12 protein-coding genes are annotated in these 24,411 nt (G+C 70.1%); 6 read left to right on the forward strand and 6 right to left on the reverse strand.

The features are described 5' to 3' along the window. Positions 1-79 precede the first annotated feature (79 nt). Positions 80-3,028 carry a fibronectin type III domain-containing protein gene (locus METRZ18153_RS0101725; protein ID WP_020163115.1) on the forward strand — a complete coding sequence of 983 codons (2,949 nt, stop codon included), beginning with the start codon at positions 80-82 and terminating at the stop codon, positions 3,026-3,028. Between the two features lie 58 nt (positions 3,029-3,086). Beyond that, complete coding sequence (locus METRZ18153_RS0101730) at positions 3,087-3,638, forward strand: cohesin domain-containing protein (RefSeq protein WP_020163116.1); 552 nt, start codon at positions 3,087-3,089, stop codon at positions 3,636-3,638. 150 nt (positions 3,639-3,788) lie between these two features. On the opposite strand, the gene METRZ18153_RS0101735 is transcribed toward METRZ18153_RS0101730, so the two are convergent. Genes METRZ18153_RS0101735 through METRZ18153_RS0101750 form a run of 4 tightly spaced genes read right to left on the reverse strand, consistent with a single transcriptional unit; the run spans position 3,789 to position 16,879 of the window. Beyond that, positions 3,789-4,511, reverse strand: coding sequence for a 4'-phosphopantetheinyl transferase family protein (locus METRZ18153_RS0101735; RefSeq protein WP_232415939.1), 723 nt, complete (start codon positions 4,509-4,511; stop codon positions 3,789-3,791). Further along, on the reverse strand, positions 4,486-13,335 hold the full coding sequence (locus tag METRZ18153_RS0101740; protein ID WP_020163118.1) for a non-ribosomal peptide synthetase: 8,850 nt from the start codon (positions 13,333-13,335) through the stop codon (positions 4,486-4,488). Before METRZ18153_RS0101740 ends, METRZ18153_RS0101735 begins: the two co-directional genes overlap by 26 nt. Positions 13,336-13,365: 30 nt before the next feature. Beyond that, positions 13,366-15,018, reverse strand: a complete 1,653-nt coding sequence (locus tag METRZ18153_RS0101745) for a thiamine pyrophosphate-binding protein (protein ID WP_232415940.1) — start codon at positions 15,016-15,018, stop codon at positions 13,366-13,368. A 22-nt stretch (positions 15,019-15,040) separates the two neighbouring features. Beyond that, positions 15,041-16,879 (reverse strand): non-ribosomal peptide synthetase, encoded by a 1,839-nt coding sequence (locus METRZ18153_RS0101750; RefSeq protein WP_020163120.1) that lies wholly within the window; start codon positions 16,877-16,879, stop codon positions 15,041-15,043. 237 nt (positions 16,880-17,116) lie between these two features. Here METRZ18153_RS0101750 and METRZ18153_RS0101755 point away from each other — a divergent pair, with 237 nt between their 5' ends. Continuing rightward, positions 17,117-19,006 (forward strand): B12-binding domain-containing radical SAM protein, encoded by a 1,890-nt coding sequence (locus tag METRZ18153_RS0101755; RefSeq protein ID WP_020163121.1) that lies wholly within the window; start codon positions 17,117-17,119, stop codon positions 19,004-19,006. A 7-nt stretch (positions 19,007-19,013) separates the two neighbouring features. Here METRZ18153_RS0101755 and METRZ18153_RS0101760 read toward each other — a convergent pair whose 3' ends face one another. Next, on the reverse strand, positions 19,014-20,228 hold the full coding sequence (locus tag METRZ18153_RS0101760; protein WP_020163122.1) for a TolC family protein: 1,215 nt from the start codon (positions 20,226-20,228) through the stop codon (positions 19,014-19,016). A gap of 148 nt (positions 20,229-20,376) precedes the next feature. On the opposite strand from METRZ18153_RS0101760, the gene METRZ18153_RS0101765 reads away from it, so the two are divergent. From METRZ18153_RS0101765 to METRZ18153_RS0101775, 3 genes are all read left to right on the forward strand, one after another. Further along, positions 20,377-21,048 carry a response regulator gene (locus METRZ18153_RS0101765; RefSeq protein ID WP_020163123.1) on the forward strand — a complete coding sequence of 224 codons (672 nt, stop codon included), beginning with the start codon at positions 20,377-20,379 and terminating at the stop codon, positions 21,046-21,048. Beyond that, the gene (locus METRZ18153_RS0101770) at positions 21,038-22,441 is read left to right on the forward strand and encodes a sensor histidine kinase (protein WP_020163124.1); all 1,404 of its coding nucleotides are present in this window, start codon (positions 21,038-21,040) and stop codon (positions 22,439-22,441) included. The genes METRZ18153_RS0101765 and METRZ18153_RS0101770 overlap by 11 nt, the downstream gene beginning before the upstream one ends. A 194-nt stretch (positions 22,442-22,635) precedes the next feature. Next, positions 22,636-23,334: an AbiV family abortive infection protein gene (locus tag METRZ18153_RS0101775; protein WP_020163125.1), complete on the forward strand. Its 699-nt coding sequence runs from the start codon at positions 22,636-22,638 to the stop codon at positions 23,332-23,334. Positions 23,335-23,343: 9 nt separating this feature from the next. On the opposite strand, the gene ruvB is transcribed toward METRZ18153_RS0101775, so the two are convergent. Then, positions 23,344-24,411, reverse strand: a complete 1,068-nt coding sequence (gene ruvB, locus METRZ18153_RS0101780) for a Holliday junction branch migration DNA helicase RuvB (RefSeq protein WP_020163126.1) — start codon at positions 24,409-24,411, stop codon at positions 23,344-23,346.

The raw sequence follows: 24,411 nt of genomic DNA on the forward strand, positions 1-24,411 counted from the left end.
ACCCGCGAGCTAGAGAGCCGTTCGAAGATGTAACCCGGGGTCGCTGTAATCCGGCGGTTTTCTTCCGGATGTACCGACCATGAACTTCCATGCCGCATTCGTGCGACGGCTGCACATTGCCGTCGCTGCGCTGGTGTGCGCCTGCGCGTCGCTGAGCGCAGCCGCTGCCGACATCGTTCCCTACCTGCAGACGCCGACCGCGAATTCGATCTGGGTGTCGTGGAAGACCGCCGACGGCGACGAGTCCGTCGTCGAGTACGGCGTGGATGGCGGACCGCTGAACCGCACCGCGTCCGGTTCGGCGCAGACGCTGGCCGCGAACTACCGCCTGCACGGCGTGCAGCTCACCGGCCTGCAGCCGGAAACGCTGTACACCTACCGCGTGCGCACCGGCAGCCAGGTGTCGCCGGTGTTCCGCTTCCGCACCCAGCCCACGGCGGCGCGCAAGAGCGGCCACTTCCGCATCCTGCTCACCGGTGACCACCAGCTGCGCAACGACGATCGCCACACGCCGCTGCTGCAGGCGGCCAAGGCCAAGATCCAGTCCCTGACTGGTCTGCCGCTGGAAGAGTCAGTGCAGCTCATGCTGAACAACGGTGACCAGGTCGACGTCGGCACGCTGGACCACTACGAATTCGTGCACATGAAGCCGTCAGCCGTGGTGTCCGGCAATCTGGCCATCATGACCGCGCTGGGCAATCACGAAACCTACTACGACCCGGGTCTGGCCAACTGGCGCGCGCACAACTTCTACGACCAGATCAGCTACAAGGGCATCGCCGCCGCGGCCGACGAAAGCTATTACGCGCATCAGGTCGGTCGCGTGCTGCTGGTGTACCTGAATTCGGAGTCGGGCTTTTCGGCGCAGACCGAATGGCTGCGCAAGGTGGTGACTGCAGCGGACGCCGATCCGGACGTCGACTGGGTGATCAGCGTCGTGCATCGCCCCTATCAGGCGGAACAGTACGTCGGCGACATATCGCAGTGGTTCCGCGACACCGCGATGCCGATACTGGCCGGCACGCGCAAGCACGCGCTCAACATCGGTGCCCACCATCATCTGTATGCGCGCGGTCAGACCCGCGACTGGCCGATCTATCACATCATCAGCGGCGGTACCGCCTGGGACCAGTTCTGGGGCCAGTCGACCGAGCGCGACATGGATGACGTGCAGAAGACCATCGCCAACTGGACCTGGCAGCTGATCGACTTCGATCTCGACGCGCGTTCGATGAAGGTGTCGACCTATGCCGAAGGCCACCCGAAGCTGGGCTTCGCCTACAACAGCCGCCTGATCGACGAATTCGAACGTCGCCTCGACGCGGCCGCGCCGGAGAAGCCCGAACTGAGCGGTGCGGCCAATGGCGCAACCGTCACGTTGCCGCAGTCCTTCAGTCTGTCGTCCTTCATGTCGACGTCGGGCATGGCACTGAACAGCACGCAGTTCCAGATCGCCCGCGATGCCGCGTTCTCGAGCACCGTAGTCGATCTGATCCGCGATGTCGAGAACCTCTACGGCGACACCGGTGCCCCGGATTACGAGCCGGTGGACATCCACGCCGGCGTCGATATCGAAACCTATACCGTGCAGCAGTACGGCCTGAACAACGGCAGCTACTACATCCGCGCTCGCCACCGCGACGCCAATGCCGAGTGGTCGCCGTGGTCGGAGGCGCGCAGCTTCAAGGTCGAGGGCAGCGCCGACGGCGACCCGACCCTGCGTCTGGCGAAGAAGGTGTGGTCACCGGACGAGCCGGTCACCGTCGAGTACCTGAACGGTCGCGGCAAGGCCAAGGACTGGGTGGCCATCTATCGCAAGGGGCAGACGCCGGGTTCGGCCACGCCGTCGATCAAGTGGGGCTATGTGTCGGGCGTGAACGGGCAGATGGCGTTCTCGGGACTGGCGGCAGGGGTCGAATACTTCGCCGCCTTCTTCACCGACGACAGCTACGTCGAGATCGCGCCGCGCATGGCCTTCTATGTCGGCAACATGCCGGAACTGGCGATCAACAAGACCCAGTTCAACGTCGGCGAGCGCCCGACCTTCAGCTGGAGCGGCGCGCCGGCCGGCGCCAAGGACTGGATAGGCGTGTACCGCGTCGGCCAGACGCCGGGCGGCATCGGTTCCACCACCTGGGCCTATGCGCCGACCGAAGCCGGCAGCGTCACGCTGGGTGCGCTGAACAAGGGCTACTACTACGCGGCCTTCTTCATCAACGACGCCTACTTCGAAATCTCCGACCGCGTGCCGTTTGCCGTCGGCAGCGAAATCGCGAGCGTCAGCCTGGTCAAGACCGCACTGGCCAGCGGCGAACGGCTGGACATCCGCTTCTCCGATGGCCCGGCCACCGCGAAGGACTACATCGGCGTGTTCCGCAAGGGCGCCGTGCCGGGCATCGACCTGCTGGTGAACTACTACTACGTCGATGGTCGCGCCAGCGGCAGCCTGTCGCCGCCGGAACCGCTGCCGGATGGCGAGTACTTCCTCGCGCTGTACATCAACGACTCCTACACGGAAGTGTCCAACCGCGTGGAATTCACGGTCGGTGCCGGCAGCGAGCCGGAGCCGGATCCGCGCGTGCTCGGCGTCACCCGTAACCTGATCCGCACCGGCGACACGCTGGAGGTGAACTGGTCGGGCATGCCGGGCAACGCGAAGGACTGGATAGGCATCTATCGTTCGACCCAGACGCCGGGCAGCAGCAGCCCCTCGGTGCTGTGGCGTTACGCCGGTGCCGCCGCAGGCACGGCGTCGTTCAGCGGCCTGGCTGCCGGCGAGTACTACGTCGCCTTCCTGCTGAACGACGGCTACGAAGACGCCGCCCCGCGCGTGCCCTTCGCGGTGCGCAAGCGCGGTGACATCAACGGCGACGGCCGCATCGACGTCGCCGACCGCGACGTGCAGCGCGCAGCGATCGGCAGCTGCGACGGCGACGCTCGTTACCAGCCGCTGGCTGATTTCGACAGCGACCGCTGCATCACACAGGCCGACTACAAGCTCTGGTATGCGCTCTTCACCAAGCAGTGAGCGCTCGTTCAGCACTGAAGGCGGGGTCTGACGGCTCCGCCACGCAAGGAGAATGAAAATGATGATGAAAACCCTCGTCGCCGCGCTGATCGCCGCCGGCACCCTGTCGGCGCAGGCCGCCACCGTTTCGCTGTACGGTACCGCAAGCGCGGCGGTCGGCCAGACCTTCACGCTCGATGTGTCGCTGCTCCAGCCCTTCGACGGTGAACGCGCTGGCGACGAGCTGCTCGCCTTCGGCATGGCGCTGTCCTACGACAGCAGCCTGCTGAAGCTGCTGGGTGTGTCGCTTGCCGACGGCTGGAGCGACGATTCGGCCTTCACCGGCCTCGCCCTGTCCGGTTCCGCCTTCCCCGGCGTGGCCGACGCGGGTCAGACCTCGTTGACGCTGGCGACGCTGTCTTTCGAAGTGCTGGGCAGTGGCCACACCTCGGTCGGCGTGATCAGCGATGCGGCGAGCGACTTCAATCAGGGGCTGTGGTACGCGATGGCGCCTACGCTGGACATGCAGGCGACGCATGCACTGGCGCTCGCGGTGCCCGAGCCCGGCAGCTACGCGATGATGCTGGCGGGCCTCGGTCTGCTGTCGCTGGCGGTGCGTCGCCGCGGCTGAGAGAGGCCGGGCGGTTGGCGTCGGCCGCATCGCGAGCACGCTCGCTCCCGCACCCTCGGGTTCGGAAAGCGAGTCTGTCGTGGGAGCGAGCTTGCTCGCGATTCCTGCCCGCAGCGAAGCCACGCCCAGCGGCGCAAGAGGGCAACGGCGCTATGCGTGCCAGCGCCTGCACACCGCCGTCGTCGGTCCTCCGCTGACGGCGATCGCCGCGACATGACCCGGCGGCGCCGGCAGGTCGCGGCAGTGCAGTGGCGGCAGGGAACTGCCGAGCGGAGCGGCGACGTCCTCGCGCGCGGCCCCGTGCACGCTGAACTGCTGCAGCGGGCCGTCGAGGCCGCAGCCCCAGGCTTTCAGGCAGGCTTCCTTGCGCGTCCACAGCGTGTAGAAAAGATCGGTGCGCGCCGCTGCCGGGCAGACGTCGAGCGCCGCTCTCTCGTCCGCCGAGTACACCTGTTCCGCCACCGCGCGCAGGTCGTCGTGCGCGATCACGGCTTCGATGTCGACGCCGAGTTCGCGGCCGCGGGCGATGCCTATCAGCACCGCCCGGCCGGCGTGCGCCAGGTTGAAGCAGAGGTCGCTCGCGTGGGTGGCGGCAAGACATGGTTTGCCACGCGCATCCCGGTCCAGCACCACGCTGCGGGCGGCGACGCCCAGGCTGCGGGCAAGCACGTCGCGCAGCACCGCGTGCGCGAGCACGAACAGTGCGCGGTCCTCTTCGCGCAGCAGGCGCGCGAGGCGGGCGCGTTCGGCATCGTCGAGCCAGGTCGCGAGCGTATCGGTCGGCGGCGCGTCGTCCACCCGCGCCAGCCACAGGTGAACTTCGTCGACCGCCAGCGCGGGGGTGGCGTCAGTCGGTGGCGGCATCGAGTTCATCCAGTCTCCGCTGCAGCATCTGCGCGATTTCGCGCACGCGCGGCGGCTTCACCATCAGGCCGTGGCTGCCTTCCACCGGGTGCTGCACCAGCGACCCGGTGACGCGGCTCGACCAGCCGAGGCAGGGCGCACTCGCTTCCAGACGAGACGCGTCGGCGACGTACAGGTCGACACGGCCGGGATAGGTCGTCGGGCGGTAGCTCCAGTGCGCCCACCAGTGCGCCGACGCGGCATCCGGGAAGTGGCGCGGCGACAGACCGGTGAGCGAACAGACGAGGTGCTGCAGGCGTCGCCGGTCGGTGTAGGGACGCAGCGGCGCGACGAGGCGCTCGATCAGGCTGCCGCCCGGTGCGCGCAGGTAGGTGCCGGGCGCCCAGGTGTCGAGCAGGCCGAGGAAGTCGACCTGCTCGCCGGCCGCGCGCAGTTGCTGCGCCATTTCGTAGGCGACGGTGCCGCCGCTGGAGAAGCCGAGCAGGCGGTACGGTCCCGCCGGCTGCGCGCTGCGCATCGCGGCAATGCAGTCGGCCGCGATGTCGGCGATGCGGCTGCGCGCCGGCTCGGCGCCGCCGACGCCGACCGCGTTCAGCCCCATGACCGGTTGTCCGTCCGGCAGCGCCTTCGCCAGTTCGTAGTAGTGGAACAGGTTGCCGCCTATCGTGTGCACACAGAACAGCGGACGCCGCGTGCCGCCGGGCCGGATCGGCACCAGCACCGGCCAGCGCAGCGGTGCGTTGGTGCCGCGCAGCAGGCCGGCGATGTCGCGGATGGTGTTGCCGCGGAACCAGAAGGTGTCCAGCGGCAGGCGTACGCCAAAGGTACGTTCGATCGCGTCGACCAGGCGCACGGCGAGCAGCGAATGTCCACCCATGGCGAAAAAGTCGTCGTCGGTGGACAGCCCGTCGCGGCCGAACAGCGATTCCCAGATCGCCAGCAGGTGGCGCTCGGCCGCATCGATGGGCGCTTGCCTCGTGCGTGGCGCAGTGACCGCGTCGGGCGCCGGCAGCGCGGCGCGATCGAGCTTGCCGTTGGCGGTCACCGGCATGCGGTCGAGCGTGATCACGGCGGACGGCAGCATGAATTCCGGCAGCGTCCGCGCGAGCTGTGTGCGCAGCGCAGCGCCGTCCAGTCCATCGCCGCTCGCCCAGCCGAACAGACGACGCTCGCCGTCGGTGGCGGTGCGCAGCATGACGGCAGCCTGGTTCACGCCGGGCAGTGCGGCGAGCGCGGCTTCGATCTCGCCGGGTTCGATGCGGAAGCCACGCAGCTTGATCTGCTGATCGGTGCGACCGACGAAGGCGATGCTGCCATCCGTGCGCCAGCGCACCCGGTCGCCGGTGCGATACAGCCGCGCATCCGGGCAATCGCTGAAGGCGGGCGCGACGAAGCGCTCGGCGGTCAGCGTGGGTGCGCCGATGTAGCCGCGGGCGAGGCCGGCGCCGCCGATGTACAGCTCGCCCTCGACGCCGTCCGGTACCGGCTGGCCCTGCGCATCGAGAACATAGACCGTGGTGTTGGCGATCGGCCGACCGATAGGAATGGCGGTCCAGTCCTCCGGCAGCGGGTTCGGGATGCGCTGGCAGCAGGTGAAGGTGGTGCTTTCGGTCGGCCCGTAGCCGTTGATCAGTGCGACGTCGGGCAGGGCTGCCAGCGCGCGCTTCACGTGCGGCAGCGACAGCGCCTCGCCGCCGGTCAGCAGCTGGCGCAGTCCGCGCAGCGCCGCCGGCCGTTCGTCGACCACCGCGTTGAACAGCGCTGCGGTAAGCCACAGCGTGCTGACGCCGTGCCGTTCGATCGTCGCTTCGAGACCGGCGGCCGTCGCCGCTGCCTCCGGGTGGATGACGCAGCGGGCGCCATGCAGCAGCGCGCCCCACAGTTCGAAGGTCGAGGCATCGAAGGCCATCGGTGCCAGCAGCAGGAAGGTTTCGTCCGGACCGAAGTGCGCGTAGTCGCCGCCGAACACCAGACGCGCGACGCTGCGCTGTTCGACCATGACGCCCTTGGGCTGGCCAGTCGAACCCGAGGTGTAGATGACGTAAGCGAGGCTGTGACCGTCGCCCAGCGGCCGCGGATCGGATGCCGGCTCGGCCTGCAATGTCGCGTCGTCGGCGTGCAGTACCTGCACCGCGAGACCGTCGAACAGCGCGTCGCCATCGCGCCCGGCGATCACCCATGCGGACTGCGTGTCGCCGAGCAGACGGGCGATGCGCGCCGCCGGCCAGGCCGGGTCCATCGGTACGTAGGCGCCGCCCGCCTTGACGATGGCCAGCGCGCCGACCACCAGCTCGACGCTGCGCGCCATGCACAGGCCGACGCAGCGATCGGGGCCGACGCCGAGCGCGCGCAGCCGGTGGGCGAGCCGGTTGGCGCGCGCGTTCAGTTCGGCGTAGCTCAGCACCTGTTCGCCACTGATCAGCGCTGCTGCGTCCGGCGCCTGCCTGACGCGCGCTTCGAACAGCGAGGCCAGCGTGGCATCCGCCGGGTAGTCGGTGGCGGTGTCGTTGCGCTCGACCAGCACGGTCTGTCTCTCGGGCGCTGTCAGCAGAGGCAGGCCGCCGACCTTGCTGCCTTCGTCGGCCACCATGCCGGCGAGCAGCTGGCGGTAATGACCGGCCATGCGCTGCAGCGTGCTGCGATCGAACAGCGCCGTGGCGTAGGCGAACTGCGCGACGAGGCCGTTGCCGGTTTCGGTCAGGTCCAGCGTCAGGTCGAACTTCGCCACCGGGCGCGCCGCCGGCAGCGCATGAGTCGACGCGCCGGCCAGCGTCAGCGTTTCGGCCGGCGCGTTCTGCAGCACGAACATGACCTGGAACAGCGGATTGCGACCGGCTTCGCGCTGCGGACTCAGCGCCTCGACCAGCCGGTCGAAGGGCAGTTCGGCGTGATCGAAGGCACCGAGCGCCGTGGTCCTGACCTGCTCCAGCAGTGCGCGCACCTCGGCGCTGCTGTCGACGCGGGTGCGCAGTACCAGCGTGTTGGTGAAGAAGCCGACCAGATGGTCCAGCTCGGGCTGACCGCGGCCGGCCACCGGTGTGCCGACAGCGATGTCATGCTGCCCGCTCCAGCGCGCCAGCAGCAGCTGGAAGGCGGCCAGCAGCACCATGTACAGCGTGCAGCCAGTGCGACGCGCGAGCGCGCGCAGAGCGGCAGTGAGTGACGCGTCGAGTGCGAAGTCGACGCTGCCGCCACGGTGATCCGCGTGCTTCGGCCGTGGCCGGTCGGTCGGCAGTTCGAGCGTGGCCAGCCCGTCGAGCTGGTGGCGCCAGTAGCCGAGCAGGCGCTCGCCGGCCGGGCCGTCCAGCAGCGCGCGTTGCCAGCGGGCGTAGTCGCTGTACTGCAGCGGCAGCGCGGGCAGCGTCGCGTGGCCGCCGTGGCGCGCGGCGGCGTACAGCGCGCCCAGTTCGCGGTTCAGCACGGCCTGCGACCAGCCGTCGGAAATGATGTGGTGGATGACCGTCTGCAGTACCTCGGCCCCGCCGTCGTCGCGCCACAGCGCCACGCGCAGCAGCGGCGGCTGCGCCAGGTCGAAGGGGCGTTCGGCGTGCGCGTCGGCATCGGTCGCCGCGATCCGCTCGACGACGCAGCGCACGTCGGCATCGACGCGCAGATGAGGTCGGCCCTCGCGGTCGACGAATCCGGTGCGCAGCGCCGATTGCCGGGCGAGCAGCGCGTCGAGCGCCCGCTGCAGCGCATCCACGTCGAGTTCGCCGGCGATGTGCCAGCGGTTGACGATGTGATACAGCCCGCCGCTGGCGCCCATCCGTTCGATGAACCAGAGGCCGGCCTGCGCGTGTGCGCAGGGCGTTTCGCGCTCGCCGGTCGACGGCTGCACGATGGTGTGTGTCGGCGCGGCGTCGTCACGCAGCGCCTCGAGACGCGCCGCCATCGCCGCCACGGTGGGTGCTTCGAACAGCGCGCGCAGCGGCAGCGGCTGGGCGAGCAGCTTGCGCAGGCGGCTGACCAGACGCGCCGCCAGCAGCGAGTGGCCGCCGAGTGCGAAGAAGTCGTCGTCGATACCCACGCTGCGCCGGCCCAGCGCGTCCGCCCACAGCTCGACCAGGGCCTGCTGCAGCGGTGTGCGCGGGCCGGTGTGAGTACATGGCGTGTCGTCGCCCGACGGTGATGGCAGTGCCTTGCGATCGATCTTGCCGTTGGCGGTCAGCGGCAGCTGTTCGAGCACGACGATGGTGCCCGGCAGCATGTGGGATGGCAGCGTGCGCGCGAGTCCGGCGCGCAGTGCGGCGGCATCCAGATCACGGCCGCCGGCCCAGGCGACCAGGCGCTGACCGTCGGCCTGCAACATGACGGCGGCCTGACGTACGCCGGGCAGGACCGCCAGCGCGGCTTCGATCTCGCCCGGTTCGATGCGCACGCCATTCAGCTTGATCTGGTGATCGGCACGCCCGGCGAACAGCAGCGCGCCATCGGCGCGCCGGCGCACGCGGTCGCCGGTGCGGTAGAGGCGGGCGCCGGGCGTCGGGTCGAAGGGGTCGGGCACGAAGCGTTCGGCCGTCAGTTCGGGCCGTCCGACATAGCCGCGGGCGAGGCCGGCGCCACCGACGTAGAGCTCGCCTTCGACGTCCACCGGCACCGGCTGCATCCGCTCGTCGAGCACGTGGGCGCTCGCGTTGGCGATCGGGTGGCCGATCGGTGGTGGCGTGTCGCCGTCGCGGTCGCTGCAGGTCCAGAAGGTGGCGTCGATGGCCGCTTCGGTCGGACCGTACATATTGTGGAGCGCGGCTCGGCAGCGGCTTCGGAAGGTGCGCGCCAGCGCGGCATCCATCGCTTCGCCGCCGCAGAACACATGGCGCAGCGTGCGGCATTGCGGCAGCGCCGGATCGTCGAGCAGCAGGCGCAGCAGCGCCGGCGTGAAATCCCACAGCGTCACGTGCTCGCGCCGACTCAGCTCGACCAGTGCGGCCGCATCGCTGCGCAGCGCGTCGCCAGCCAGCACGCAGCGACCGCCGGTGATCAGGCAGGCGAACAGCTGGCCGACCGACACGTCGAAGCCGATCGAGGCGTGCGCCAGCATCGCATCGTCGGCGCCGATGCCGAACTGCCCGATCAGCCAGCGCATGCGGTTGCCGATCGCCGCGTGACCGACCATGACGCCCTTGGGCGTGCCGGTGGAGCCTGAGGTGTAGAGCACATAGGCAAGCGTGTCGGCCGCGCCGTCGGGCACGGGGTTGTGCTCAGGGTCGTGCTCAGGGTCGTGCACTGGCTCGTCGCGCAGCCAGTTTTCGTCGTCGAGGTGGAGCGCAGTGACGCCAGCGGCTGCCGACAATGCCGCGGTGCGCGTGGTGAGCAGCAGCGTCGCCCCGGCGTCGGCCAGCATCCACTGCGTGCGCGCCGGCGGATTGCGCGTGTCCAGCGGCAGGTAGGCGCCACCGGCCTTCAGCACGCCGAGCACCGCAGCCACCAGGTCGCAGGACAGTTCGAGCTGCACGCCGACTGGCGTGTCGGCGCCGACGCCGCGCCGGCGCAAGGCGTGCGCGATGCGGTTGGCGCGCGCATTCAGTTCGCCGTAGCGCAGCGTGCGACCTTCATGCACCAGCGCCACCGCGTCCGGCGTGCGCGCGGCCTGTGCTTCGAACAGCGCATGCAGTGTCGCCGCGCCGTTCGCTGTCACCGTGGTCCGGCCGTCCAGCCAGCGCGCCATCGCCTCCACGCTCGGCGCATCGAGCAGGGCGCCGAGCGGCACGTCGATGCCGAAGCGGGCGCGCAGCTTCGTCGCCAGTCGCGCCGCGAGCAGCGAGTGGCCGCCCAGGTCGAAGAAGCTGTCGCGCGTGCCGACAGCGGGCTGGCCAAGCACCTCGGCCCACAGCGCCGCCAGTTCGCGCTCCAGCGGCGTGCGCGGTGTGCCGTCCCCGATCGCCGCGAAGTCGGGCGCCGGCAATGCGTTACGGTCGAGCTTGCCGTGCGGAGTCAGCGGCAGTGCGTCGAGCACGACGATGGCTGCCGGCACCAGATGCGCCGGCAGTGTGCGCTGCAGGCGGTGGCGCAGCGCGGCGGCGTCCGGCCGGTGCCCGGCGCCGGTCACGTAGGCGACCAGACGCTCCTCGCGCGCGACGACGACCGCCTGCTCGACGGTCGCGTCGGCGCACAGCGCCGCTTCGATCTCGCCCGGCTCGATGCGAAAGCCGCGCAGCTTGATCTGGTGATCGACGCGGCCGACGAACACCAGTGCGCCGTCGGCGCGCCGGATGACGCTGTCGCCGGTGCGGTAGAGGCGGGCACCGGCGCGCGTATCGAAGGGATCGGTGACGAAGCGTTCGGCGCTCAGTGCCGGCTTGCCCAGGTAGGCGCGGGCGAGGCCGATGCCGCCCAGATACAGCTCGCCAGCGACGCCAGCCGGCACGGGCTGCATCGCGTCGTCCAGCACATGAGCCTGCATGTTGGCGATCGGACGGCCGATCGGCACCTGCGCGTCGTCCGCCAGTTCGCAGGTCCACCAGGTGGCGTCGATGGCCGCCTCGGTCGGGCCGTAGAGATTGTGCAGACGCGCCGTGCTGCGCGCGAAGAAGGTGGTGACCACCGGCGCTTCCAGCGCCTCGCCGCCGCAGAACATCTGCCGCAGCGCGGTGCAGGCGGCGAAGCCGGGTTCGGCCAGCAGCGCGCGCAGCAGCGACGGCACCACCTGCATGACGGTGACGCGCTGCGCCTGCATCTGCCGCACCAGCGCCGAAGGGTCGCGCTGGCTGCCGGGCTCGGCCAGCACCATGCTGGCGCCGCAGAACAGCGGCGCGAGCAGCTCCCACACCGAGGCGTCGGCCGAAATGCCGGTCTTCTGCAGCACGCGGTCGGACGCGTCGAAGCCGAAGGTGGCGAGCATCCAGTGCATGTGGTTGCAGATGGCCGCGTGCTCGATCATCACGCCCTTGGGTTGGCCGGTCGAACCCGAGGTGTAGATGACGTAGGCAAGGTCGCGCGGTCCGGCCGATGACGCCGGGTCGTGCGCCGGCATGTCGGCGCAGTCGTCGCTGTCGAGGCAGATCACCGTCGCATTGCGCGCGGCAAAGCGGGCGCCCAGCGCACGCTGGGTCAGCAGCACCGGCGCGGCGGCGTCGTCCAGCATGTAATCGATCCGCGCGTCCGGATAGTCCGGGTCGATCGGCAGGTAGGCGCCGCCCGCCTTCTGGATGGCGACCAGCGCGATCACCAGTTCGAAGCTGCGCGTCATGCAGACCGCGACGCAGCGATCGGGCCCTACACCGAGTGCAAGCAGCCGGTGGGCGAGGCGGTTGGCATGCGCATTCAGCGCGGCGTAGCTGAGCACGCGGTCGCCGAAGGCCAGCGCAGGGGCGTCCAGCGAGCGCGCGACCTGCTGCGCGAACATCGATGCCAGCGTCGCGTCCGCCGGGTAGTCAGTGGCAGTGTTGTTGCCGTCGCGCACCGCATCGCCGGCGTACATCGGCAGTCGGCCGACTGGCAGACCGTCGTCGGCCACCGCGCTTTCGAGCAGGCGGCGGTAGTGGTCCGCCATGCGCGCCGCGGTGGTGGCGTCGAACAGCGCACAGGCGTACTCGATCTGCGCGTCGATGCCGTCGTCGTGTTCGCTCAGTTCCAGCGTCAGGTCGAACTTGGCAATGTCGCTGCGCAGTGCCTGCGGTTGCGCGTCGATGCCGGGCAGCTGCAGATCCGACCGCGGTGCGTTGCGCAGCGCGAACATCACCTGGAACAGCGGGTTGCGGCCCGGGTCGCGCGGCGGTTTCAGTTCCTCGACCAGCTTCTCGAACGGCATCGCCGCGTGGTCGAAGGCACCGAGCGCGGTCGCGCGAACGCGGTCGAGCAGATCGGCGACGCCGGCCTGCAGGTCGAGCCGGGTGCGCAGCACCAGCGTATTGGCGAAGAAGCCAATCAGGTGGTCGAGTTCGGGCTGGCCGCGACCGGCCACCGGCGTGCCGACGACGACGTCGTGCTGTCCGCTCCAGCGCGCCAGCAGCAGTTTGAAGGCGGCCAGCAGCACCATGTAGAGCGAGCAGCCGTGGCGGCGCGAGAGCGCACGCACCTTGCCGGTGAGTGCGGCGTCGAGACGGAAATCCAGCGTGGCACCGCGGTAGTCCGGCTGTGTCGGGCGCGGGCGGTCGGTCGGCAGCGCGAGCTGCGGCAGTCCGGCCAGCATGTCGCGCCAGTAGCCGAGCAGCGTGTCGTAAGCGCTGCCGTGCAGGCGTTCGCGTTGCCAGCGCGCGAAATCGGCGTACTGCAGCGGCAGCGGTGGCAGTGCGGCATCACCGCCGCGCAATGCGGCCGCGTACAGCGCACCCAGCTCGCGCTGCAGCACGCCCTGCGACCAGCCGTCGGACACGATGTGATGGGTTACCAGCTGCAGCCTCTGCGCGCCGTCGTCGGCGCGCCACAGCGCGGCGCGCAGCAGCGGCGGCTGTTCGAGATCGAAGGGGCGCTGCGCGTGCGCGTCGGCGTCGGCCGCGGCGATGCGTTCAAGCGGACAGTGCGCGTGGGCGGCGATGCGCTGCACCGGTTCGCCGTCGACGGCCGGGAAGCCGGTGCGCAGCGATTCGTGCCGCGCCACCAGCGCGTCGAGCGCCTGCTGCAGCGCTGCTTCGTCGAGTGTGCCGTCCAGACGCCAGCGACTCACCACGTGGTACAGCGCGCTCGACCCTTCCCACTGTTCGAGGAACCAGGCGCGCGCCTGTTCGCAGGAACAGGGTTCGCCATCGGCTGCGCGCGGATGCGCGCGCAACTGCGACGGCGCCGCCGAGGCAGCCTGCATGCGCGCACGCAAGGCTTCGAAGCGCGCGCTGTCCAGCCGACCGCCGCGTGCGACCGGTCCGCCGGTCAGGGCATCCTGTCTGCCGATATCACCCACGACGCATCCCCATGCGCTCCCCCCTCGCGATCAGCTTGCCAGCGGATCGATCTGTAGTTGTATCAACGCCGGCCCGTCACCGCCCAGCGCCCGCGCGAGTGCCGCCGGCAGCGTCGCCGGGCCGTCTGCCTGTTCGACGCGCACGCCGAGCTGCTGCGCCATCAGGTCGTAGCGCAGGCCCTGGCGGTAGGCCAGAAGGCGCTCGCCATGGCCGGCTGGAAAGGCCTTGCGCTGACGACGTTCGCCGGACGGACCGTCGTTGTTCAGCAGCATGACGACGAGCTTGAGTCCGTGCCGCACCGCTGTTTCGAGCTCGAAGAAATTGAGACCCAGTGCCATGTCGCCGGTGACCAGCACGACCGGTCGGCCGCTGCCGGCGCGCGCGGCGGCGATCGCGAACGGCAGGCCGCTGCCCATGCAGCCGCTGGTGCCCGGCGTCAGTCGCGACAGCGGCTGGCGGACGACGATGTGTTTCTGTGCCGCCAGCAGCGTCACGTTGCCGTCGAGCACGGTGATCGCGTCGGTGGGCAGAGCGGCGGCGAGCGCTGCCGCGACCTCGTCCGGCGTCGGCCGGTCGGTGGCTGCGGCGGATGGCGCTGCGATGACGCCGCCCGTGCTGTCCGGCACCGGCGCTGGAAGGGGCCGGAGCTGCCGGATCCGCTCGAGCAGGGCCGGCAGCAGCGTGCCGGCGCGACCGGTCAGCGTCAGCGCGCGCGGCGGGCCCTCGGCGAAGGCGGCGTCGCAGCAGTCGATCTGAACGATGGGGGTGCCGGGGCGGATCTCCGCGCCGTAGCGGAAGGTCCAGTTCAGCCGCGCGCCGACCAGCAGCACGCAGTCGGCGGCGGCCAGTGCGCGGCCCTGTTCGGCGCTACGCGACAGCGGGTGATCGTCCGGCAGCAGACCGCGGCCCATCGGCGAGGCGATGAAGGGCAGTTGCAGATGGTCGACCAGCGCGCGCAGCGGGCGGTAGGCGTCGTCCCAGCGCACGCCCTTGCCGAACACCAGCAGCGGCGCGCGCGCGCCCAGCAGCAGGTCGGCGGCGCGATCGAGGGCGGCGGCGTCCGGCAGCGTGTCGACAGACGGTGCGCCGATGTCGATAGGCGCCGGGACGGCGAAGCCGCTCAGGCTGTCCTCCGGCAGGTCGACATGGACGGCGCCGGGGCGTCCGTCGCAGGCGATGCGGGCGGCGGCGGCCAATGTGCGGCCGATTTCGGCGGTGCTGCCGGCGCACAGACAGTCCTTGGCCAGCGGACGCATCGCGCGCATGCCGTCCAGTTCGGTGAAAGCGCCCATGCCGGCGGCGGCCTGCTCGACCGCACCGGCGAGCAGCAGCACCGGCCAGCCATTGTCCTGGGCGACCTGCACGCCGGTCATCGCATTGGTCACGGCGACGCCGCTGGATACCATGGCCACTGCGGCGAGGCGGCCGGCGATGTAATTGTGGGCGGCGGCCATCATCACCGTCGCCTGCTGGTGTCGGGCGCCGGTGACGATCAGGCCGGCGCGTGCGCAGGCGCCTATCGTCTCGTCGGTCGGCAGGCCGGGCATCGCGTACAGATGGGTGATGCCGAGTGCGGCCAGCGCCTGCGCGACCGCGTCGTGACCGCGCACGCGGCGCGCCAGCAGCGCTTCGCGCAGAGCGTCGCGATGCGCCGGCGCGAGCGCCGCCAGGCGGTCGAGCACCGCGTCGGTCCGGCGCTTCCGGTCAGACGGGGCGCGCATCCTGTTCGTCGCGCGCTGCGGGCAGCGGCGCCAGTTCGTCGAGGATGCACTCGATCTCGGCGATCACCGACGGATCCAGTGTCTGCCGCACCGCGTCGGCGAGGGCGGCGACCGTCGGGTGGCGGAACAGCAGCGCAGTGGGCAGATCGACCGGCAGCACCGACACGATGCGGGCAACCACGCGGGTGGCCTTCAGCGAGTCGCCGCCGAGCGCGAAGAAGTTGTCATGCACGCCGATGTCGCCGCCCAGCACCTCCCGCCAGGACTGGACGAGGATGTCCTCGATCACGTCGCGCGGTGCGACGAAGTCCGGCGTGCGCAGCGCCTGCAGCCTGTCCGCCAGACCGATGCGCTGCACCTTGCCGGTTGGCCCCTTCGGAATCTCGGCCAGCAGCAGCACCTCGCTCGGCACCTTGAAGTCCGCGAGCCGGCCGAACAGGAATTCGCGCAGCGCTTCCGGTCCGATGGTGCTGCCCGGCCGCGGTACGACGGCGGCGGCGACGTCCTCGCCCAGCGTCGGGTGCGGCACCGCGAAGGCGACCGCCTGGGCGACGTCGGGATGGGCGAGCAGCGCTTCGTCGATTTCCCGCGGCGTGATCTTCTCGCCGCCGCGGTTGATCATCTCCTTGAGCCGGCCGGTGATGTGCAGATAGCCATCGGCATCGAGATAGCCCTCGTCGCCGGTGCGGAACCAGCCCGCGGTGAAGGCGCTGCGGTTGGCCTCCGGGTTCGCGTGGTAGGCGCGCATCACGTTGGCGCCGCGGATGGCGACTTCGCCGCGCACGTCGGCGGCGAGCGGTGCACCGGCAGCGTCGATGACGGCGATTTCCGGGCCGGCCGGCAGGCCGACCGAACCGGGCTTGCGCACGGCCGGCGGCAGCGGGTTGCTGGCCATCTGGTGCGCCGCCTCGGTCATGCCGTAGGCCTCGATCACCGGGCAGCCGAAGTGCGCCTCGAGTGCGGCCAGCGTGGCCGGCGCCAGTGCGGCAGACGACGAGCGCACGAAGCGCAGCGGGCGTCGTGGCCGGCGACCGTCGGCGGCGGCGAGCACGGCCTGGTGCATGGTCGGCACCGCCGAATACCAGGTGGCGCCGCAGGCATCGAGCCAGTCGAAGAAGTCGGGCAGGCGCAGTGCCGGCGCGCACACGGTACGGCTGCCGGCGGCCAGCGGTGCGAGCAGGCCGGCGACCAGACCATGAATGTGGAACAGCGGCATCGCGTTCAGTGCGCAGTCGTCGGCGCCGAGGTGCAGCGTGGCGACGATGTGGGCCATCGACGCGGCGAGGTTGGCGTGGCTGAGCGGAACCTGCTTCGGACGTGAGGTGGTGCCCGAGGTGTGCAGCACCAGCGCGATGTCGTCCGGCGCCGGTGTTGGCGGCAGCGGCGCGTCGCCGGTCGCCCACAGTGCGTCGCCCGCCTCGACCACCGGCAGACCGCGCTGCGCCGCGACTTCGCGCGCCAGCGCCGGGCTGTCGGCGGTGACGACCAGCGCGCGTGCCGCGAGGTCGTCGAGGTAAAAGGCCAGTTCGGCCTGCCCGTACTGCGGATTCAGCGGAGCGCAGGCGGCGGCGCGCATCGTGCCCAGCACGGCCAGCGCCATGTCGATGCCGTTGGGTGCGATCACCGCCACCCGGTCGGTCGGCGCGATGCCGAGCGCGCGCAGCCGCTGCGCCAGCAGGCGGGTGCGCCGGGCAAGTTCGCTGCGCGACAGGCTGCTGCCATCGCTGCGCAGCAGCGCTGCGCGGTCACCGGCATCGGCCGCCAGTGCTTCGATCAGCGCGGCGACGGACAGCGGTCCGGCTTGGGTGGGTGCTTCGGGCATCGTGGCCTCTCTCCTCGGTACGGCGTCGTCGGACCTTCGCGCTCGTATCGCCGTGATGGTAGGGGCGTACAGCGAATTGCCGAGTAAATATTTGGGAACGAGGAGCGGTCACCGCTGCCGCGAGCGGTCAGTCGTGAGGTATTGCGCGGATCGGGGCACCTTCGGGTACGCTGCGCGGCTTGTCGCACCGCCGTATCCATCATGAGCGCGCCCGCTTCCTCGATCCCGTCGCCCCGTGTGCTGTCCGTCATCCCGCCGATGACGCAGCTGAACACGCCCTATCCGTCCACCGCCTACCTGACCGGCTTCCTGCGCTCGCGCGGCGTCGATGCGGTGCAGGAGGATCTGGCGCTGGCGCTGGTGCTGGACCTGCTGTCGCGCAACGGTCTGGCCGCACTGCGCGAGGCCTGCGACGCGCTGCCGCAGAAGAAGCGCCCGCGCGCCGCCGCCAGTTTCGCGGCGCAGCATGCGCGCTACGCGGCGACGATGGCGCCGGTGCTCGCCTTCCTGCAGGGGCGCGATCCGACGCTGGCGCACCGCATCGTGTCGCGCGGCTTTCTGCCCGAGGGGCCGCGCTTCGAATCGCTGGAGGCCTACATCGACCCGGACGGCGGCGATCCGCTGGCCTGGGCCTTCGGTGCGCTGGGCGTGCAGGACCGTGCGCGCCATTTCGCGACGCTCTACCTGAACGACGTGGCCGATGCGATACGCGAAGCGGTGGACCCGCGCTTCGAATTCGTCCGCTACGCCGAGTCGCTGGCGCAGAGCCAGCCCAGCTTCGATCCGCTGGCGCAGGCGCTGGTCGCCGCGCCCACCCTGGTCGACCGCGCGCTCGACCGGCTGACGCGCGAAGCGCTGGCGCGCCATGCGCCGCGGGTGGTGCTGCTGTCGGTGCCCTTTCCCGGCGCGGTGTACGCGGCTTTCCGCATCGCGCAGACGATACGGGCGGTCGATCCGTCCATCGTCACCGTGCTCGGCGGCGGCTTCGTCAACACCGAACTGCGCGAACTGAGCGAGCCGCGCGTATTCGACTTCTTCGATTACGTGACGCTGGACGCCGGCGAGCGGCCGCTGCTGGCGCTGCTCGACCACCTCGCCGGCGGCCGCTCGCGACAACGGCTGGTGCGCACCTTCCTGCGTGAAAGGGAGGGGGGCGGCGGCGCGGTGAAGTATGTGAACTTCGTCGAGCCGGACATTCCGTTCGACGAGGTCGGCACGCCGACCTGGGCCGGTCTGCCGCTGGACCGCTACCTGTCGCTGCTGGACATGCTCAATCCGATGCACCGGCTGTGGTCGGACGGGCGCTGGAACAAGCTCACGGTGGCGCACGGCTGCTACTGGAAGAAGTGCAGTTTCTGCGACGTGAGCCTCGACTACATTTCGCGCTACGACGCGGCCAGTGCGAGCACGCTGGTCGATCGCGTCGAAGCCATCATCGCCGAGACCGGGCAGAGCGGTTTCCATCTGGTCGACGAGGCGGCGCCGCCGAAATCGCTGCGCGCCTTCGCCGCCGAACTGAAGCGGCGCGACGTCAGCATTTCATGGTGGGGCAATATCCGCTTCGAGAAGTCGTTCACGCCGGAGCTGTGCCTTGAACTGGCCGACAGCGGCTGCATCGCCATCTCGGGCGGACTGGAAGTGGCAAGCGACCGGCTGCTGCAGCTGATGAAGAAGGGCGTATCGGTCGAGCAGGTGGCGCGCGTCACGCGCGGCTTCGCCGACGCCGGCATTCTGGTGCACGCCTACCTGATGTACGGCTTCCCGACGCAGACGGTGCAGGACACGGTCGATGCGCTCGAATACGTGCGCCAGCTGTTCGAGCACGGCTGCATCCAGAGCGGCTTCTTCCACCGCTTCGCCTGTACCGTGCATTCGCCGGTCGGCATGCACCCGGAGGACTACGGCGTACAGCTGCTGCCGCTGCCGCCGGTCACCTTCGCGAAGAACGACGTCGGCTTCATCGACCCGGTCGGCACCGACCATGACGCGATGGGCGCGGCGCTGAACAAGGCGCTGTACAACTACATGCACGGCATCGGCCTGGACGAGGACGTGCGCGCCTGGTTCGGCGGTCGCGTGCCGAAGACGCGCGTGCCGCGCCATTTCATCGAGCGCGCGCTGGGCTGAGGGCGGATCAGTCGAGCAGGCCCGGCAGTTCGCTGCGTGCCAGCAACAGCCGTATCTGGGCGCGCAGCAATCCTTCCTCGAGCTCGATCCGGCGCAGGGTTGCGCGTTGCTGCGCGCGCAGGGCGTCTATCAGGTCGGCCGGCCCGGCACTGTCGTTCCGGTAGGCGTCGCCAGCCAGCCGCAGCAGCGCCTGCAGGCGCGGTCCGACCTCGGCATCGAAGGCGGCCAGCGCGTCACTGCGCATCGCCACCTCGATCTGGTTGCGGCGGGCATCGAGGTCGATTTCGGCTTCCAGCAGCTGGCGCTGCAGCCGCGCGCCGGCAGCCAGTGCGTCGGCGCGATCCACGGCGCCGTCGCGGCGGTCGAACAGTGGCAGTTCGACCGACACGCTGACCCCGTCGGCGATACCGTAGGGCTCGCTGGTCCAGCTGCGGATGAGGCCGAGCGAAACCTGCGGGAAGCGTTCGGCGCGCGCCGCTCGCCCTGCCGCCTCGGCGGCGGTCTCCTCCAGCCGCGCGGCATGCAGCGCCAGATGGTCGCTGCGTTCGCCGCTGCGTTCGCCGTTCGCAGCGACCAGGTCGAGCGGGTTCAGCGGGACGACCACCAGGGTGCGCCAGTCCGCGATGTCGAGCATGTCGGCCAGACGCTGCCTGGCGGCGGCCAGTTCGGCGTCGGCGGCGGACAGGGCGGCGCGCCAGTCGGCGCGTTCGAAGGCCAGCCGCTGTTCGGCGTACGGGTGCGCGGCGGGGTTCATGCTCGCACTGGCGACGATGTCCTCCAGCCGGTTCAGCCCGACGGTCGCGGCGGCCTGCCGTGACTGGGCCGCCTGCAGCGACACGAAGGCGAGTGCGGCGTCGGCGGCGCGCGTCATCCGTGACACCGCCACGCGAGCGCGCGCCGCGTCGACCGCGCGCTCGGCCGCATCCATGCGCGCACGTCGCTGTCCGCCCAGCAGCAGCGGTTGCTCGATCGCCACGTCCTGCTGACGCGAGCCGTCGAACATGGTGCTCGCGCGGCCGGGTCGCAGCCGGCCATAGCTGATGACCGGATTGGGGTGGGCGCTGGCGCTGCGCCGGTCCGCTTCGACGGCCGCGAGCGATGCCGCGTCGAGCGCGCTCTGCAGCTCGGCGTCGCGCGCAAGGCGCAGCGCGGTGCGCAGATCGAGCGCACTGTTCGCGGTGCAGACGGTCGGCGCCAGTGCGAGCAGCAACAGGACGCCCACGCGGGCGGCCCCTGCAACGATTTCGTGAAAGCGGGTCAAAGCGGCTGCGGCTGAACGTGAAGAAAGCGCGGCAGGCTAGCTGCCGGGGCCTTACAAAGTTCTTTCATGCAGTGCCGCGCCATGCCGCTTCTGATACACGGATTCAACGATGCGATTACTTCTGGTCGAGGACGACGACGCGCTGCGCAAGACACTTACGCAAGCATTGCGAGGCGCTGGCTATGGCGTCGATGCGGTCGGAGACGGACGGAGCGCCGACGGCGCCCTGCTGTGCGGCCACTATGCCATGGTGGTGCTCGATCTCGGTCTGCCCGATACCGACGGCATGCAGCTGCTGCAGCAACTGAGGCAGCGCGGCGACCGCACGCCGGTTCTGGTGCTGACCGCGCGCGACAGCCTCGATCAGCGCGTGCTTGGCTTGCGCCAGGGCGCCGACGACTATCTGACCAAGCCGTTCGCGCTGCCCGAACTGGAGGCGCGCGTAGCCGCGCTGATCCGGCGAGCGGGCGTGGGGCCGGCGCGTCTGTCGCACGGCCCGCTCGAATTCGATCCTCTCACCCGGCAGGCGCATATCGGCGGTCGTGCGCTGGAACTGTCGGCACGCGAAGCCTCGCTGCTCGACGCGCTGATGCAGCGACCGGGCGAGGCGGTGATCAAGTCCCGACTGGCCCACACGCTGGGCGATTGGGGCAGCGAACTGGGCCATAACGCGATCGAGGTGTACGTCCATCGACTGCGTCGAAAGCTGGAGCCCTTCGGCATCCGCATCCGCACATTGCACGGTCTCGGCTACCTGCTGGAGAAACCCGATGCGCACTGAGCGTGCCACGCTCAGACGAGGCCTGCTGCGCTGGCTGCTGCCGCCGATACTGGCGCTCACCGTGCTGTGGGTGTGGGCGACACACGGCGTGGTGCTCCACTTTGCCAATCTGGCGCACGACCGCGCGCTGGAGGATTCGGCCAGGACGCTCGCCGGTCAGGTGGTCCCGGACGGTGCAGGCCTTGCCGTCGATCTGCCGCCCGCAGCGCGTCGGATGCTGGAGTTCGACGAGATCGATACGGTCTATTTCAGCGTCACCGACCGCAGCGGCCGCGTCTGGGCCGGCAATCGTGCGCTGCCGGCAGCGGACATCGAAGTCGATGGCGATGCGCACCTCTACGACGGCACAGTCGATGGCCGGCGCGTGCGGCTGGCCGAGTTCGTCACCCGTGGCGAAGTGCGGGACCATGACCTGCTGGTGCGTGTGGCCGAGACGCTGAACAAGCGTGAACTGATGGCGCAGGAGGTGATGACCTACATGCTGGCGCCGCAGGCTGTTTTCGTGACCGGACTTGCGCTCTTCCTCTGGTACGGGGTCGGGCGCGGTATCGCGCCACTGCAGCGGGTCAGTGCAGCGATCGCCCGTCGCAACCATGCGGACATGGGCCCGATCGACGAGCAGGGGCTGCCAGCCGAGGTGTTCGAGCAGGTGCATGTGATCAATCAGCTGATGGAGCGGCTTGGGCATACGCTGGATGCGCAGAAGCGCTTCATGGCCGATGCGACCCACCAGCTGCGCACGCCGATCACGGTGTTGCGCACCCAGGTCGAGCTCGTACTGCGTACCGCCGAGGGTCCGGAGCGCGAACGCCTGCTGCGCGACATGGATGCCGCCTGCGCACGGCTTGCGCGGCTGGCCAACCAGTTGCTCAGCCTGAGCAGGGCGGAGGCTGGCGCGTCGCTGGCCCGCGCGCCGGTCGTCGTGAGCACGATGGTCGAGGACGTGGTGGCCGCGCTGATTCCGGCGGCGCTGGCGCGGGGCATCGAAGTGAGCGTCGACATCGAACCCGGACTGCCTGCGCTGCAGGGCGATGGCGTGCTGCTGCCGGAAATGCTCGCCAACATCGTGGACAACGCGATCCGCTACACGCGATCGCCGGGCGAAGTCGTCATCCACGCACAGGCGCATGACGACCATCTCCTGCTCAGCGTCAGCGACAGCGGTCCGGGCATTTCCATTGTCGAGCGGGCGCAGGTGTTCGAGCGCTTCCGCCGCGGCACCGCCGCCCGTGCCGAGGGCAGCGGCCTCGGCCTTGCGATCGCGCGCGAGATTGTTCAGGCGCACGGCGGTCGCATCGATCTGGCAAGTGGCGCCCGCGATCGCGGCCTGCAGGTGACGCTGACGATACCGCTGTCTCCCCAGCTGCCGGATCCATCCGCGACGGGGTCATAGCCGCCAGCCGCGATTCCTGTCTGGCTGAACACCGCGCCGTCGGGGCGGGTACGCTGCGCTCGCATCCGCATCCCGGTGACACGTTGCGCACGCGCGACTTCTGCCCGCTGGACGTGCCGTGCTGCGCTGCGTATGCTTTTTCCAGGGGGTGGTGTGTCGCGCCCCTGCCCGTTCCGCGTAACCGGAGTCCTGCCGTGTCGTCCGCATCCTTCTCCAGCGTTCCCCTCAGTTCGCGTCTGCTGCGCACCATTCGCGACGTGGCCATCGACAACGCACGCCAGCTGTTGCACGAAGCGCCGCTGCTGTTGCGTCACCATCACCACGCGCGCGCCGCGTTGCTGGCCCGGGTGGCCATCGAGGAGGTGGGGCGTGCGGTCCAGGCGTTCGATGCGCTCGGTCGCAACGTGACGGACGAGGCGGTGGCGATGCGGGTGAAGCTCAATTTCGAGGATTACGCGAAACGTCTCAACGCCGCGGTGTTCCCGCTGCTGCTCGAAGAGCCGCAGCGGCGTGACGAGGTGATGGCGCAGATCGACGATCTGGTCGAGGCCGGCCAGAACCCGCGCGATCCGGCGCTCTACACCGGCGTTGATTCGCTGACCGGCCGCGTCACCACGCCCAATGGCTCTATCGGGCCGGCCGCCGCGTCGCGCCGCGTTGCGCTGGCGAAGGACATTTTTGCGCGCGGAGAGATGCTGGTGCTGTTCACGCCGCCCAAGCTGCGCACCCGTGCCGAGGACCGCGCGTTCGCGCTGCGGCCGGGCGAGCTGATCGCCGCCCGCCAGGGCGTCGAGGCGTGGGAGGTCTACATCGAGAACATCCGCGCCGGCGACGCGCGCTTCGATTCCGCGCTCGACGAAATGCGCCGCCGCACGACCGACGGCGAGCGCTGACCACGCGCGTCAGCCTTCCGGCTTTTCGTCCCAAAGCGAGGCGACGGCCGGGCCGGGCGCATTGAAACCGAAGTGCCGATAGATGGCGGCGGTGGCGATGCGGCCGCGCGGCGTGCGCTGCAGATAGCCCTGCTGGATCAGGTAGGGCTCCAGCACGTCCTCGATGGTGTCGCGCGATTCGCCGATGGCGGCGGCGAGGTTGTCCACGCCGACCGGGCCGCCGTCGAACTTGTCGATCACCGCTTCGAGCAGCTTGCGGTCCATCAGGTCGAGGCCGACGCTGTCCACGTCCAGCATCAGCAGTGCGGCGTCGGCCACTTCGCGCGTGATGGTGCCGTCGGCTTTCACCTGCGCGTAGTCGCGACAGCGGCGCAGCAGGCGGTTGGCGATGCGCGGCGTGCCGCGTGAGCGGCGCGCGATTTCCAGACTGCCGGCGTCGTCGATCGCGCAGTCGAGCAGGCGCGCCGAGCGGCGCACGATGAGCGCCAGTTCGTCGGCCGAGTAGAATTCCAGCCGGGCGACGATGCCGAAACGGTCTCGCAGCGGGTTGGTGAGCATGCCGGCGCGCGTGGTGGCGCCGACCAGTGTGAACGGCGGCAGGTCGAGCTTGATCGAGCGCGCGGCCGGGCCTTCGCCGATCATGATGTCGATCTGGAAATCCTCCAGCGCCGGGTAGAGGATTTCCTCCACCACCGGGCTCAGGCGGTGGATTTCGTCGATGAACAGCACATCGTTCGGTTCGAGGTTGCTCAGTATCGCCGCCAGGTCGCCGGCGCGCTCCAGCACCGGGCCCGAGGTCTGGCGCAGATTGACGCCCATTTCCGCGGCAACGATGTGGGCCAGCGTGGTCTTGCCGAGGCCCGGCGGGCCGAACAGCAGCACGTGGTCCAGCGGCTCGCTGCGACCGCGGGCGGCGGCGACGAAAATGTCGAGCTGGTCGCGGATCTTCTGCTGGCCGATGTATTCGTCGAGTCGCTTCGGCCGCAGCGCGCGCTCCAGTGCGTCTTCCTGCGGGCCGGCGGGTGCTGCCGACACGATGCGCGGACCGCTGGGCAGGGAATCGGTCTGGATGGCCAT

It is taken from the genome of Methyloversatilis discipulorum (assembly GCF_000385375.1).
In the GTDB taxonomy this organism is placed as follows: Bacteria; Pseudomonadota; Gammaproteobacteria; order Burkholderiales; family Rhodocyclaceae; genus Methyloversatilis; species Methyloversatilis discipulorum_A.

Excerpts from the sequence above, each read along its gene's own strand:
- METRZ18153_RS0101725 (WP_020163115.1), top strand. The coding sequence starts at position 80 with ATGAACTTCCATGCCGCATTCGTGCGACGGCTGCACATTGCCGTCGCT.
- METRZ18153_RS0101730 (WP_020163116.1), top strand. The coding sequence starts at position 3,087 with ATGATGATGAAAACCCTCGTCGCCGCGCTGATCGCCGCCGGCACCCTG.
- METRZ18153_RS0101735 (WP_232415939.1), bottom strand. The coding sequence starts at position 4,511 with ATGAACTCGATGCCGCCACCGACTGACGCCACCCCCGCGCTGGCGGTC.
- METRZ18153_RS0101750 (WP_020163120.1), bottom strand. The coding sequence starts at position 16,879 with ATGCCCGAAGCACCCACCCAAGCCGGACCGCTGTCCGTCGCCGCGCTG.
- METRZ18153_RS0101765 (WP_020163123.1), top strand. The coding sequence starts at position 20,377 with ATGCGATTACTTCTGGTCGAGGACGACGACGCGCTGCGCAAGACACTT.
- METRZ18153_RS0101770 (WP_020163124.1), top strand. The coding sequence starts at position 21,038 with ATGCGCACTGAGCGTGCCACGCTCAGACGAGGCCTGCTGCGCTGGCTG.
- ruvB (WP_020163126.1), bottom strand. The coding sequence starts at position 24,411 with ATGGCCATCCAGACCGATTCCCTGCCCAGCGGTCCGCGCATCGTGTCG.